Source organism: Alkalibacterium indicireducens (genome assembly GCF_039522005.1).
Classification (GTDB): Bacteria; Bacillota; Bacilli; order Lactobacillales; family Carnobacteriaceae_A; genus Alkalibacterium; species Alkalibacterium indicireducens.
In genome coordinates this window covers 43,582-56,569 of sequence record NZ_BAAADA010000023.1, presented here as the reverse complement: position 1 = coordinate 56,569, position 12,988 = coordinate 43,582, and the positions used below count along the sequence as shown (strand labels likewise).

Here is a 12,988-nt window from a genome sequence, read left to right as displayed (position 1 = left end):
AAGCACTCAAGAATCCCACCCGTCAAACCGAAAGGTTCGGGCTTGCGGCTTTAGCCGTGGGAGTCTCAAAAGGTATCCCCTCACTAACGTTTTCTAAAGTCATTTGTTGAAAATGAGCAACGTCTTCATTATGACAGTATATTGGAAGCATGTGGGCCCTGTTGCCGTGCTCATCTCTTTTCAGCAGTCTGGTAAACTGCAGAACACCTAAATCTGCGATATGATCATGATGATAGTGAGAAAGTAATACTGCATCAAGATCTAGCGGATCAACATATTTCTCCATTGTCAGTAGACTGTAACTTCCAGCATCCATAAGCAAGTGAAAACTGTCAGACTCCAGCAGGTAAGAGCTCGTACCAATATTATTAGTAGGGTATCCGCCATAGTATCCTAGGACAGTCAGTTTCATTTTTTACAGACTCCTCCTTGTATGATTGTCTTTAGTTATAGGATACGGGAATTTTGAAAAAAAACAACCGAAGCTGCACATAAGTGTCCAGGATCGGTTGTTTTTAAGTCTCAGTTCTCAATTAAAATCATTTAGAAAACTATATTGTATTTTTTAAGTAGTTGATGACTTCCATAGCTGTATTATTTCCCTGTCGAATACAGTTGTTCACACCAAATCCGTCCATCCCGTTCCCGATGAGATACAGACCGGGATATTTCTCTTCAAGAAATTCATTGAGATTTTTTGTCCGCTCTTCATGATTGACACTGAACTGCGGTATTGCATTGGGCCATCGCTTGATAATACGATAATTTGGGTCAACTTCAATTGACAGCATCTTGTTAAGATCCTTTAAAATGGCCTCTTCAATTTGCTTGTTACTGAGTGACATCATAATACTGTCCGAGCTCCGACCAAAATAGACCCCTAATAACTCTTCATCTTTCTGTGCATGATGCGCCCATTTTTTATTCAGCCACACGATGCTTTGTATATAAGAGTTATTACGTCTGACCGACAGTACGCCGTTTCCTTCAGGAGGATTCTTCAAAGCCCCTTTTGGAAAACTGAACAGAACAAACCCTATTGACCCCATCTTAGTGTCCTTGAAATAATCACTTAATTCGATGTCTGAAAAAATCTGATTATAAGCTCCAGAATCAGTAGCTACCACGACACTGTCCACTCTTAGCTGCTCTTTCTTATTGATATCGACTATATAGGTATGACTGATGCTTTTTTTAATATCAGTCACTTTCTTTGAATACCTGATGTTCTGTTGAAGGCGTTCAGATAATTCACGTGTCAATGTCTCAAGCCCATCCATAAATGTCAGATAATTGCCATCCCCATCAATGAGTTCCGGGTGAGCTTCAAGTGCTTTTGTGATCGTCCCATGTTCCTTTTCAAGAGCAAACAAGGGTTCATTCAGCCCTTTTATCCCTATTTCGTCTATTTCACTTGAATAGACTTTAGAAATATAAGGCTCAGCTGCATATTCTGCTACTTCATCTCCTACTCTTTGAGCAAAGTAGTCCCTAGTTGACACTTCTTCAGATTCTTCAGTTCTGGAAAAATATGTATCTTTCAGGAAAGACAGTTTCCCCTGAAAAGAAATCAGATCGAATTTCCATATGTCTGTTCTTTTTACTGGAATCCCCTTATAGGTATCACTGTCGAGCTGATACAACTTGTTGAATGCATAGATATCAGGTTTTCCATTCTGACTGTATTCCACTTGGTCTTCGAGCTCTAATTCTTTAATCAGTCCGATTGCATCAGGCAGGCGCGTGTCGATAGACTCTGCTCCCAGATCGATGAACTGTTCTCCGAATTTCATGGTATATAGTTTACCACCGGAACGTATAGAAGACTCCAGGACAATGACTTCATAAGGAAGATCCTGTTCTTTTATTGTTTGCTGCAAGCGATAGGCAACTGTCAGACCGGTAATTCCACTGCCGACAACTGCAATTCTTTTCTTAGCCTTCTCCATTCTGGACACACCCCTTACCTGATCGTATTTATCGAAAATATAACTGACATAACTACATATAACTATTTGAACAGCTTATGTATAGTAATTTTCTTCCATAAACTTCTCCTGATAGGAATATCTTTTATATTATACCATGAAGTTCTGATAAAAGAACGTAAATATTGTTTCAATTATTTATACAAAAGAAAACCTTATAACAACCAGTTATAAACTGATCATTATAAGGTAAATGAATTAACCGTTTAAAGCATCTTTTGCTTTGTCTGTCAGAGCTGAAAATGCATCAGCATCGTTGACAGCCAAGTCAGCCAACATTTTACGGTTCATGTCGATTTCAGCTAATTTAAGTCCGTGCATAAATTTAGAGTAGCTCAATCCGTTCATACGTGCTGCAGCGTTGATACGTGCAATCCATAGTTTACGGAAATTACGCTTGTTCTGTTTACGGTCTCTGTAAGCATACATGTATGATTTCATTACTTGCTGTTTTGCAACTTTGAACAAGCGATGTTTAGCACCATAATATCCTTTAGCTAATTTTAATACGCGATTACGGCGTCTGCGAGTGACGACTCCACCTTTTACTCGTGCCATTGTTTTTCCTCCTTCAATACAATCCTAGAATCTATTATTTCATTTTAGCAAGCTGTTGCTTGATGCGTTTGTAGTCACTATTAGAAACCAGTGCTGATTTACGCAGTTTACGTTTCTGTTTCTGAGTTTTGTTCGCAAACATGTGGCTTGTTTTTGCGTGACTTCTTTTCAGTTTACCAGTACCAGTTCTTTTGAATCGTTTTGCTGAACCTTTATGCGTTTTTTGCTTAGGCATTTTTGATTTCCTCCAATACTCTTCTATAATAATGATCAGAAAATAACTATATCACAGTTATTTCTTTATTTTTCACTTTTCGGTGCGAGCATCAAGAACATGCTGCGGCCATCCATCTTAGCCTTTGATTCGACTTGTGAAATATCAGATGCTTTTTCAGCCATGCGTTCCAGTACTTCACGTCCAATGTCCTTGTGAGTGATTGCTCGTCCTCTGAATCGGATAGAGACTTTGACTTTATCGCCTTTTTCCAGAAACTTACGAGCGTTACGCAATTTCGTATCAAAATCGTGGTCATCGATCGTTGGACTCAAGCGAATCTCTTTGATGTTGACAACTTTCTGATTCTTTCTTGCTTCACGTTCTTTTTTCTGCTGTTCATAGCGATACTTGCCGTAGTCCATTACCCGAGCCACTGGTGGTTTAGCATTAGGCGAGACTAATACAAGGTCCATGTTGGCTTCCTCTGCTAATCTTAGTGCCTCTTTGCGTTGGACTACACCTATCTGTTCACCGTCTTTTCCGATCAAACGTACTTCATTTGCACGAATACGGTCGTTGACAATCATGTCTTTAGCTATGGTGGTCACCTCCAAAGTATTTGCGAGAAAAGCACAGAAAAAGGCGGGGTATCTATCTGCATAGAAATTCCCGCCTGTTCTCCGCATCAGGCACACACAAGCGCATGCCTTATATATACGTGTCCATATCTGCCCATGAACAGATGTCCATAAGGCGAGAAGCGGGGGCTTCTGCTTTGTTTTCTCAACTTTTATATAATATCACAACAAGCATCCTATGTCAAATGGGTCATGACATTTATTTAGTATTCTCTTCTACCATCTGCTGAATGAAATCATTTATAGCAAGAGTGTTAGTCTGTTTTTCACCGTATTTACGGACAGCTACTGAGTCATCAGCCATCTCATTGTCCCCGATAACCAGCTGATAAGGAATCTTGAGTGTCTGAGCTTCTCGGATCTTGTAACCCATTTTCTCATTACGATTATCGACTTCTATTCTTAAGCCTTTAGCTGCCAGCCTGTTTTTCAGCTGTTCTGCGAACTCCCCATGGATATCAAGATTGACAGGAATGATTTTAGCCTGTATCGGTGCCAGCCATGTCGGGAATGCGCCTTTGTATCGTTCAATCAGATATGCGACAAAACGTTCCATCGTTGATACGACCCCGCGGTGGATTACAACTGGCCGATGAGAATCTTGTCCATCTTCCCCGACGTACGTGAGGTCGAACCGTTCTGGCAGAAGGAAATCAAGCTGAACAGTAGAGAGCGTTTCTTCGATGCCCATTGCTGTCTTGACCTGAACATCCAGTTTAGGCCCATAAAATGCTGCTTCCCCTGTTGCCTCGAAGTATTCCAGGCCGAGATCATCAAGTGTCTCCTTCAGCATAGACTCAGCCTTCATCCACATGGCATCATCGTCAAAGTATTTTTCAGTATTTTCAGGATCTCTATAACTCAGTCTGAAGCGGTAATCCTTAATGTCAAAGTCTTCATAGACAGCCAGCATAAGTTTGACGACTCGGCTGAATTCTTCCTTGATTTGATCCGGACGGACAAACACGTGTGCATCGTTCAGGGTCATTTCACGAACACGCTGCAAGCCTGACAAAGCCCCGCTCTTCTCATAACGGTGCATCTGTCCCAGTTCAGCGATGCGGATCGGCAGGTCACGGTAACTTCTGACATCATCTTTAAAGACCATCATATGATGCGGACAGTTCATTGGGCGAAGAACAAGCATTTCCCCGTCTCCCATATCCATTGGTGGAAACATGTCTTCATGGTAATGATCCCAGTGGCCTGAACGCTTATAAAAGTCAACGTTCGCCATGATTGGTGTATAGACATGCTGATAACCTAGGCTGATTTCCTTGTCAGTGATGTATCGTTCAATTACACGTCTGATCGTAGCTCCTTTAGGAAGCCAGAATGGAAGACCTGAACCGACCTCTGGTGACAGCATGAAAAGCTCCAGCTCTTTACCTAATTTACGGTGATCCCGCTGCTTTGCTTCTTCCCGCATCTTAAGGTACTCTTTCAGTGATTTTTTATCAAAGAAAGCTGTTCCGTATACACGCTGCATCATTTTATTGTCAGAGTTCCCTCTCCAGTAAGCCCCTGCAAGGGATAATAGTTTAAAGACTTGTATCCGACCTGTAGAAGGCACATGTACACCACGACACAGGTCGACAAATTCTCCCTGCTCATAGACTGTCAGTTCTTCATCTTCTGGAAGATCATTGATCAGTTCCTGTTTGTATGGGTCATCCTTAAACAAATCAAGCGCTTCTGCTCTAGAGATTTCTTTTCGAATAATAGGCAGATTTTCTTTCACAATTGCCATCATTTCGTTTTCAATTCTTTCCAGATCTTCCTCAGTAATAGGCTGCTCAGTATCTGTATCATAGTAGAACCCATTTTCTATAGCGGGCCCTACTCCGAATGACACATCCGGATATAGACGTTTGATCGCCTGAGCCATTAGATGGGCAGCAGAGTGTCTCAAAATTGACAGAGCATCTTCATGATCAGGCGTAACGATTTCAAGTGCTCCGTCTTCATTCAGTTCACGACTGAAATCGACCAGTTCTCCATTCCATTTAGCTGCCAGGCCTTTTTTCTCAAGAGACTTGGCAATCCCACCAGCAATCTCTTTAGGCGTTGTGCCTTTAGAAACTTTCTTCGAAGAGCCATCCGGCAAAATAACATTAATCATTTCCGACATTCCAATTCCTCCTATTTTCATTAAAAAAGTCCCATTGAATAAGCTGTCTTATCCAATGGGACGTTTAATATACGTGGTTCCACCCAAGTTTATAGAACAGCCATGAGCCATTCTAATCTCTTCGCTCTTTAACGCAGAGTGTACGGCAGATCCTACTTTGTTCGGACCTGCACTCGAAAGGGGTCATCTGTTCATTAATGGAAGATTTTCAGCCGGGATCTTCCTCTCTTTTAATTACTGTTGAACGATGGTGTCTTTCTCAAAGTGGTATTATTCTTAATATAGATAGTACTTTATCACTTCTTGCAGGTCAAATCAACTTTTATTTTGACGTCGATTATCTCCTGACATTTCCACTTCCTCAGACAGAAAACGAATACGCTCCATGATCCGCTTGGCTTTCAGAGGCTCTCTTTCACCTCGTTGTGTCACACTCAGGTGTTCTTTTTCAAGCTGATCCATACTGAAGTTTGATGTAAAGAATGTCGGCAGCTCTTCCTGCATCCTGAATTGAAGAATGACACCAAGTACATCGTCTCTTATCCAGGATGACATGGAATCTGCTCCAATATCATCGATCATCAGTATCTTCGCTCGTTTAAGCTTTTCCATCTTATCTTCTGTCGTATTATTCCCGATTGCGTTTTTCATTTCAACCGCAAAGGTAGGAAAATGAACCAGCGTAGTTGAATGGCCATGCTGCGACAATTCATGAGCCACGGCCCCCAGAAGGAAAGTCTTCCCCACACCGAACGGTCCTTGAAGGTAGAGACCTTTATGGTATGACCTGGGCGATTCAAGATAGTCATCTATAAATGTAATTGCCTTCTCGAAAGCATCTTGCCGTTTTCTTGTCGCTTCAAAATCTTCAAGCCTGGCATTTTTGAGATCTTTCGGCATATAAAGGGATTTTATCCTGTTTTTGATCTTTACTTCCTTCTGACGTGAAAGAAGTTCTCGAGTAGGAACGTAAGTCACATCGATCCGATGATTATTCAGGATGAGCTTGGGTTCATATCCCGGAGCCAGGCTATTACTCCTGTTCTGCACTTTTTTCTTTTCGGATACAAATTCATATAGTTCAGAAGCACTTCTTTCAATAGCTTCTTTTGATAATGCTTCTTTATGCTCAGAAAGAAATTCTCTTACGTCCGGATCACTCATAACATCTTTTTTCATGATCTGACTGAACATGTCGCTGACTTTTCCTGAATCCATCAGTTTAGCCAGCTGATCTTTTATACTATCCATTATGATTCACCACTTTTCCTGTTGCGGATTCGTTTAAGTCTTTCTTTGTAAGCTTCCTCTTCTTCTGAACTGAGCCGTTCATCTTTTACAGACCCTTCCAAGGCCCAGTCAGGAAGGGTCTCCTGGCGGGCATGGGATCCATTTTTTTGAGTCTTAGAATAGTTTCCCTTAGGTGCTGCTTTCTGATTTTTCTGACCGAATGATGCATAAAGCTGTTTTACTTTCTCCATAGCGTCTTCAGGTGTCTTCACCTGGCTTTGTGCCCAGTCATTCGCTATTTTAGTTGCAAGTCCTTTTTCTATGCTAGGGGAATTCTTGATGATAAGCAGATAGTTCAGAAGGATGTTGATCACTGCTGTAGTTAATGGAGCATTCTCAACAAGTTCTTTCAGTAGCCATGTTTCATTTGACGAGACAAATCCGCCTTTCTGACGTTTAATCGATTTCAGATAAGCATACGGACTTACTTGCTCAGAGTGCAGAATAATTTCTATTTCTTCTTTCGAAAAACCTTTTTGTTCGAGCTGTCTTACTCTATGCTCGCTTTCTTGAGTCAAGACATCGGCTGTCTTCCTTGAACTGCCGGATTTTTTTAAATACTCTTTTTGTATCAGGGAAGTCAGCTTCTGATCATCTACCTGACCTGTATTCAAATCCGCTACTTCAAGTACAAATTTCTGCATCTCCAGCTCATTGATGTTATATAAGGCATGAAAGGTATAAATCAGTCGTTTGAGATCAGTTGTGATTGATGAACGGCTGATATAATTCTTGTTCAGACCTTCAATGAAAAACGACCAGTCGAATCGTTCGGTTGCCATAATCTGATCACTGATCGCAGTCGACCGTTCCTCCGCATCTTCATTTTCAGAAGCTTCACTCATTTTCTTCATATCGACATGGATGACATCAAGAAATGACTTAGTGACTTCTTTATATTCATTCAACCTTCCATCATGAACCTTGAATCTTTTTTGCAGGTCGTCTGTCAGTCGCTCACCTACTTTTTCAGTGAGCATCATCTTCATCATCGGATCTTTGAAGAACTGTTCAGGCAGCATAGGACAACTTAAACCGATAGCCAAACGTGTCGAATCAGAATCATGTACATAGACTCTGATGAGGCCGTAAGCTTCCAGCCTGATTCTTGCCTCGTAAAACTCTTTCACACCACAGTCGAGCTGTACAAGTAAATCAGAGAGCATCACATCTTTTTCAATGGTTTGATCGAGTGTTTCTTTAAGTGTCATAAAAAGGCTGACGGCGTCTTTTCCAAGGAGCGGCTGGTATAAGTTATGAAGTGCCTTTATATGCAGATCAGATAACATCATCAACCTGATCAGATGTACGCTGTCTTTAGGGCTCATAGTTTTCCAGGGGTAAGTCATTGTTGATTGATCCTTTCAGCCTTGCTTAATGTTCTTTTCTCTTTTTCTCAAGTTCCTGCATTTCCTGCATAAAGACACCAATATCCTTGAATTGTCTATACACACTTGCAAAGCGGATGTAGGCCACGTCATCCAGTTCTGCCAGTTCTTCCATCACGTATTCTCCAATTTTAGTTGAGGGAACTTCATTGGCTCCAATGTCTCTGATTTTATATTCTACTTTATTTACAATTTTTTCCTGTGCAGCTGCAGCTACAGGTCTTTTTTCACAGGCTCTACGGATGCCTCTCAGTAGTTTCTCACGACTGAATTCTTCTCTATTCCCGTTTTTCTTCACAACAAGGACAGCGCTCTGTTCGATACGTTCAAATGTTGTAAAACGGAATAGACAGTTTTCACATTCTCTTCTGCGTCTGATTGCTTTCCCTTCATCTGCCGGTCGGCTGTCCACTACTCTGCTTCCGTTGTGCTGACATTTAGGACAATGCATATTTCTCAGTCCTTTACTATTAAATATTTACTGACAGTATACCACATTTCCGGGCCTTAACTAATACCCATTATAGTCAAGCCAAGTTCTCAGCTGATTTTCCGTTTCATCAATACCGCCCCTATTATCGATGATGATGTCTGCTTTCTCAGCCTTGCTGTCTATTGAGGCCTGCGCGGCGATTCGTATCTGTGCCTCATTCTCACTTAAATTATCTCTTTTCATCAGCCGTTTCAGCTGAGTCTCCGGGTCAACATAAATCACCATAACGGCATCCACTTCATTTTCAAATCCGATCTCATAAAGCAGAGGGATATCCAGAACAACCAGGGGGTGTCCAGCTTTGATCAGCTTATCTTTTTCTTCCTTTATCCAGTTCAGGACATGACTATGAACGGTCTCATTCAATTTACTTAATTTAGCAGGATCGTTGAACACAATAGCGCCAAGTCTAGTCCGGTCTATCCTTCCATCTTCTGTTAATATCTCCTGCCCGAATGTCTTCACAACGGCATGATAGGCTGCCTGCCCAGGTTCCATTACCTGTCTGGCTCCCTTATCTGCATCCACTACAGGAATACCTTGAGATTCAAAGAAGCGGCCGACCGTGGACTTTCCGGTGGCAATCCCCCCTGTCAAGCCTAAAATAAATGTCATCGTTCTCCTCCTCTTTCTATGACTGACAGACCGGGCAGAAGTGCGTCCCTCTCTGAGCCACTTTAGTTTTAATAAATGGTGAATGACAGATCGGACAGTCTGATCCAACCTTTCCATAAATCCTCAGACTATTCTGATAACTACCTTCTCTACCGTAGGCATTGGCGTATGTTCGGATTGTTGTTCCTCCGGCTTCGACGGCTTCTTTCATTATCCTCACAATAGAGGATCTCAGTACGCTGATTTCTTCATCAGTCAGCGAAGAAGCTGAACGATTGGGACGAATACCTGCATCATACAAAATCTCGTCTGCGTAAATATTCCCAACCCCAGCCACCAGCTTCTGATCAAGTAGATAGGCTTTAACCGCCCTTTTTTTCCCTTTGAGATACTCCGCCATCCAATCGATACTCAGCTCCTCTTCAACCGGTTCCGGTCCAAGGCTGGTCAGCGAAGGGTGGGTCAGGAGTTCCTTTTTGCTGACTAGACTCATCTTACCGAACTTCCTGACGTCCAGATAACGGAGCTCCTGTCCATCATTAAGACTAAAAATAACGTGGGTATGCTTAGTCAGTGGAGTCCCTTCTACTTCTAGTCTGAATTTTCCTTCCATTCTCAAATGGCTGATCAGAACATAATCAGTCAGGATAAAAAGAAGAAACTTTCCCCTTCTTCTAATCGTTTCAATTGTCTGGCCTTCCAGATTTTTCTGGAACAGCTCGATTTTTGGTTCTTTAATTATATTGTCCCAGCGTACAGTGACTTTGCCGATCGTTCTCTCACTGACCAGATCGACTAAACCGTTTCTGACACTTTCAACTTCCGGCAATTCAGGCATAGTATTCTCTCATTTCCTTTGGTAATTTTTACAATAAAAGAAGCGAGACTTCTCCCGCTCTTTTATGTGTTATTTAGCTTGATACCAGTTATCACCTGCACTGCTCTCAACTTTCAGAGGAACAGACAGCTCAACTGTTTTTTCCATCACTTCTTTTACAAGGGCTTCAAGCTTGTCCATCTCGTGTTCAGGCACCTCAAATATCAGTTCATCGTGAACCTGAAGAAGCATCGTCGCTTCCAGATTTTCTTCTTTCATCCGTTTAGCCATTTCTATCATAGCCATTTTAAGAATGTCTGCCGCACTTCCCTGAATCGGAGTATTCATGGCGGTACGTTCCGCAAAAGATCTCAGGTTGAAATTGCGTGAGTTGATGTCCGGCAGATACCTGCGTCGATGGAACAATGTTTCGACAAAGCCGTTTTCCTTGGCCTCTCTGATCACAGTATCAATGAACTCCTTCACACCAGGGAAACGGTCAAAGTACGTATCAATGTAATCTTTAGCTTCCTTCCGTGTGATGTTCAGGTTCTGGGACAAGCCGTAGTCACTAATTCCATAAACGATACCGAAATTGACTGCTTTCGCTTCACGTCTCATATCAGAAGTAACTTTCTCGGGATCATCGATATCAAATACACGCATAGCCGTCGTCGTATGAATGTCTTCGTCGTCCAGGAAGGCTTTGATCAGGTGATCGTCTTCTGATATATGCGCAAGAATACGAAGCTCGATCTGCGAGTAGTCCGATGCAAATATTTTCCAGTCTTTTTCTCTAGGAACAAAGGCCTGACGAATCTTCCGGCCTTCCTCAAGACGGACAGGGATGTTCTGCAGATTAGGATCAACGGAGCTCAGTCGTCCTGTACGTGCAACGGTCTGCAGGTAGCGTGTATGGATCTTGCTCGTCTGCGGATCGATGACTTTAAGCAGTCCCTCGATATAGGTCGACTGTATTTTGGCAATCTGTCGGTACTGCAGAATATGTTCAACGATCGGTGCTTCATCCTTCAGCTTTTCGAGTACATCCTGTGCTGTAGAATACCCGGTCTTAGTCTTCTTGATGACTGGGTAACCCATTTTCTCAAAGAGGATCACACCTAACTGTTTGGGAGAATTGATGTTGAACGTTTCTCCGGCTTCTTCATAGATTCTTTCTTCGATTGATTCAAGTGTCGTACCAAATTCTTCTTTCATTCGTTCCAGCCGTTCTGCGTCGACAGTGATGCCTTGTATCTCCATATCAGCAAGCACTATGGCCAGAGGCAGTTCCATTTCTTTAAGCAGATCTTCCTGCTCGTTTTCTTTGAGTTCTTTTTCCATCGAATCCGACAGATGATAGATGCCTAAGACCTTACGCGCCACATGATCATGCATAAGAGAACTGTCTTCAGGTATTTTTATTTTTTTCCCTTTTCCATAAACAACTTCATCAGGCGTGATGTGGTCGTAATTATGTTTTCTGGCTACATCGACGATATCGCCACTGCTGCTGTCTTCAGCTGTCAGCAGATAGGACGCAAGCATGATATCAAATGTAATTCCTCTAAGGGTCATGCCTTTATTGTTCAAAGCGACATAGGAGCGTTTAGCATCATACAGCACTTTACTGCTGTCTTCATCTTCGATCCACGCCTTGAAGGCAGCAGATGCAAAAGCAGTCTGAGGATCGGTTACATAAATGGTCTCATCATTTCCCCAGGCAATCGAGACGATTTCAGCATGATGATAGTTCTCATTCAGCATTTCGATATACAGAGCCATATCTGAAGAGAAGTGAGAAGATGACAGTTCATTTAAGAAAGTATATTCGACCTCCACAGCATCTTCGGCCAGCTGCTCCATATATTCTGTCGTATCGAGTTTCTGCAAATGAGAGTTGAAATCCATTTCTTTATAGAAAGAGATAAGATCCTCCATACTCAATCCGTTGTATGTCAGATTTTCCAGTTTTACTTCAATTGGCGCATTAGTATCGATGGTTGCCAGTTTTTTACTCAGAAATGCCGTTTCCTTCTCATTGATCAGGTATTCTTTTCGTTTGGACTTTTTCATCTCTTCAATATTCTCATAAAGGTTCTCAACCGACCCATATTCGTGCAGTAACTTGAGAGCAGTTTTATCACCAATCTTGGTCACTCCCGGAATATTGTCTGAGGCATCTCCTGCCAGTCCTTTCATGTCGATAATCTGAATCGGATCGATTCCCATCTCTTCCTGAATCGACTTTTTGGTGTGCTCTTTTAAGTCGCTGACTCCTTTTTTAGTGATGTCCACCCGAATGCTATCCGAAGCAAGCTGAGTAAGGTCCCTGTCTCCGGTCAGAATGACGACCTCAAAACCGTTTTCTTCAGCTTCTTTAGCCAGCGTTCCTATGATGTCATCTGCTTCATAGTTTTCAAGCTGATAGCTCTGCAAACCGAACCCTTTAAGAAGATCTTTCATAAAAGGAATCTGTTCAGAAAATTCAGACGGCATTTTTGACCGGCCGCCTTTATAATCGTCGAAATATTCGTGTCTGAATGTAGTCTTTCCTGCATCAAATGCCACGAGTGCATGTGTAGGCTGTTCCTTGTTAACGATCACCTCAAGCATGTTATGAAAGCCGTAAAGCGCATTGGTGTGCAGTCCGTTTCTATTCTTCATTCGTTCCAGCTGGCTATGCAGACCATAAAAGGCTCTGAATGCCACACTGTGCCCGTCTATGAGCAGTAATTTCTTTTTATCAGCCAATCTCTTCAACTCCCAGTTATTCATCCTAAACATATAGTATCAAAATTCACGCAATAGAAAAAGAGAACGTCCTTAAACTCCCTATACAATAAGTATTAT

At 42.1% G+C, this 12,988-nt stretch carries 12 protein-coding genes; all 12 read right to left on the bottom strand.

Annotation, left to right across the window (positions count from 1 at the left end; translation table 11 throughout):
• Positions 1-22 precede the first annotated feature (22 nt).
• Complete coding sequence (locus tag ABFX15_RS01695) at positions 23-412, bottom strand: MBL fold metallo-hydrolase (protein ID WP_346023802.1); 390 nt, start codon at positions 410-412, stop codon at positions 23-25.
• 139 nt (positions 413-551) lie between these two features.
• Entirely contained in the window at positions 552-1,949 is a 1,398-nt protein-coding gene (gene hemG, locus ABFX15_RS01690; protein WP_346023801.1) for a protoporphyrinogen oxidase, read from the bottom strand.
• A gap of 237 nt (positions 1,950-2,186) precedes the next feature.
• The gene (gene rplT, locus ABFX15_RS01685) at positions 2,187-2,546 is read right to left on the bottom strand and encodes a 50S ribosomal protein L20 (RefSeq protein ID WP_091264668.1); all 360 of its coding nucleotides are present in this window, start codon (positions 2,544-2,546) and stop codon (positions 2,187-2,189) included.
• A 34-nt stretch (positions 2,547-2,580) separates the two neighbouring features.
• Entirely contained in the window at positions 2,581-2,781 is a 201-nt protein-coding gene (gene rpmI, locus ABFX15_RS01680; protein ID WP_091264670.1) for a 50S ribosomal protein L35, read from the bottom strand.
• A gap of 65 nt (positions 2,782-2,846) precedes the next feature.
• A complete protein-coding gene (gene infC, locus ABFX15_RS01675; protein ID WP_143009167.1) occupies positions 2,847-3,350 on the bottom strand; it encodes a translation initiation factor IF-3 in 504 nt (167 codons plus the stop codon).
• Positions 3,351-3,600: 250 nt separating this feature from the next.
• The gene (thrS, locus tag ABFX15_RS01670) at positions 3,601-5,532 is read right to left on the bottom strand and encodes a threonine--tRNA ligase (RefSeq protein ID WP_346023800.1); all 1,932 of its coding nucleotides are present in this window, start codon (positions 5,530-5,532) and stop codon (positions 3,601-3,603) included.
• Between the two features lie 315 nt (positions 5,533-5,847).
• On the bottom strand, positions 5,848-6,783 hold the full coding sequence (dnaI, locus tag ABFX15_RS01665; protein WP_346023799.1) for a primosomal protein DnaI: 936 nt from the start codon (positions 6,781-6,783) through the stop codon (positions 5,848-5,850).
• On the bottom strand, positions 6,783-8,171 hold the full coding sequence (locus tag ABFX15_RS01660) for a replication initiation and membrane attachment family protein (protein WP_346023798.1): 1,389 nt from the start codon (positions 8,169-8,171) through the stop codon (positions 6,783-6,785). Before ABFX15_RS01660 ends, dnaI begins: the two co-directional genes overlap by 1 nt.
• Positions 8,172-8,196: 25 nt before the next feature.
• Positions 8,197-8,661: a transcriptional regulator NrdR gene (nrdR, locus tag ABFX15_RS01655; RefSeq protein WP_346023797.1), complete on the bottom strand. Its 465-nt coding sequence runs from the start codon at positions 8,659-8,661 to the stop codon at positions 8,197-8,199.
• 60 nt (positions 8,662-8,721) lie between these two features.
• A complete protein-coding gene (gene coaE / locus ABFX15_RS01650) occupies positions 8,722-9,318 on the bottom strand; it encodes a dephospho-CoA kinase (RefSeq protein ID WP_346023796.1) in 597 nt (198 codons plus the stop codon).
• 16 nt (positions 9,319-9,334) lie between these two features.
• On the bottom strand, positions 9,335-10,156 hold the full coding sequence (mutM, locus tag ABFX15_RS01645) for a DNA-formamidopyrimidine glycosylase (RefSeq protein ID WP_346023795.1): 822 nt from the start codon (positions 10,154-10,156) through the stop codon (positions 9,335-9,337).
• A gap of 69 nt (positions 10,157-10,225) precedes the next feature.
• Complete coding sequence (gene polA, locus ABFX15_RS01640; protein ID WP_346023803.1) at positions 10,226-12,913, bottom strand: DNA polymerase I; 2,688 nt, start codon at positions 12,911-12,913, stop codon at positions 10,226-10,228.
• Positions 12,914-12,988 lie beyond the last annotated feature (75 nt).

Bases quoted from the DNA above. Each gene is read 5' to 3' on its own strand.
- ABFX15_RS01695 (WP_346023802.1), bottom strand. From the start codon at position 412: ATGAAACTGACTGTCCTAGGATACTATGGCGGATACCCTACTAATAAT.
- hemG (WP_346023801.1), bottom strand. From the start codon at position 1,949: ATGGAGAAGGCTAAGAAAAGAATTGCAGTTGTCGGCAGTGGAATTACC.
- rplT (WP_091264668.1), bottom strand. From the start codon at position 2,546: ATGGCACGAGTAAAAGGTGGAGTCGTCACTCGCAGACGCCGTAATCGC.
- rpmI (WP_091264670.1), bottom strand. From the start codon at position 2,781: ATGCCTAAGCAAAAAACGCATAAAGGTTCAGCAAAACGATTCAAAAGA.
- infC (WP_143009167.1), bottom strand. From the start codon at position 3,350: ATGATTGTCAACGACCGTATTCGTGCAAATGAAGTACGTTTGATCGGA.
- thrS (WP_346023800.1), bottom strand. From the start codon at position 5,532: ATGTCGGAAATGATTAATGTTATTTTGCCGGATGGCTCTTCGAAGAAA.
- dnaI (WP_346023799.1), bottom strand. From the start codon at position 6,783: ATGGATAGTATAAAAGATCAGCTGGCTAAACTGATGGATTCAGGAAAA.
- ABFX15_RS01660 (WP_346023798.1), bottom strand. From the start codon at position 8,171: ATGACTTACCCCTGGAAAACTATGAGCCCTAAAGACAGCGTACATCTG.
- nrdR (WP_346023797.1), bottom strand. From the start codon at position 8,661: ATGCATTGTCCTAAATGTCAGCACAACGGAAGCAGAGTAGTGGACAGC.
- coaE (WP_346023796.1), bottom strand. From the start codon at position 9,318: ATGACATTTATTTTAGGCTTGACAGGGGGGATTGCCACCGGAAAGTCC.
- mutM (WP_346023795.1), bottom strand. From the start codon at position 10,156: ATGCCTGAATTGCCGGAAGTTGAAAGTGTCAGAAACGGTTTAGTCGAT.
- polA (WP_346023803.1), bottom strand. From the start codon at position 12,913: ATGAATAACTGGGAGTTGAAGAGATTGGCTGATAAAAAGAAATTACTG.